This window comes from Geminicoccus flavidas, assembly GCF_009806515.1.
Classification (GTDB): Bacteria; Pseudomonadota; Alphaproteobacteria; order Geminicoccales; family Geminicoccaceae; genus Geminicoccus; species Geminicoccus flavidus.
In genome coordinates this window covers 1-605 of sequence record NZ_WUJP01000139.1, presented here as the reverse complement: position 1 = coordinate 605, position 605 = coordinate 1, and the positions used below count along the sequence as shown (strand labels likewise).

The window sequence follows — 605 nt, the reverse complement described above, 5'->3', positions numbered from 1 at the left end:
CTGCTCTGCAGCCCCGTCACGCCGAAGACCTGCAACGTCGCCGATCCCCAGGGTTCGGGGTCGTCCGGCTGGATTGAATGAAGCGTGGCAGCCAGGTCGATGATCGTGGAACTGGCCGTGACACCATGGTCGGTGAGGTTCTCGATGCGGACGAACGCATCTGATGCATCGAGGACGCCATTGCCGCTGGTGTCCAGATCACCGAAGTCGAGATCGTAGCGGAAGTCGCTCTCGGTATCGTGCTCGATCCAGATGTGGTCGCTGCCCTTGGTGAAGTCGACGATCCGGTCGTTGCCCGGTCCGCCGTGGATCGCCATCTCCTCTCCGGCCTTCCAGAACATGTTCATGAACCGGTCCTCGCCCGTTCCGCCAATCAGGCGATCATCATCGCGATAGCCGTTCAGCGAGTCGTTGCCGGCACCGCCGTCCAGCAGGTCGTTGCCCTCCTTCCCGCCACGCAGTTCGTCGTTGCCGTCGCCGCCGAACAGCCGATCCTCGCCGGCACCACCTTCCAGATAATCGTCCCCAGCGTCCCCGTAGCCTGTGTTCACGCCCGTGTCCCGATCTCGCTCCGGGACGATGGCGTCGCCCATGCGAATGAAGTC

At 63.3% G+C, this 605-nt stretch carries 1 protein-coding gene; it reads right to left on the bottom strand.

Annotation, left to right across the window (positions count from 1 at the left end; translation table 11 throughout):
* On the bottom strand, positions 1 to 605 hold a 605-nt coding region (locus tag EQG76_RS03790; protein WP_407925501.1), incomplete at both ends, for a calcium-binding protein.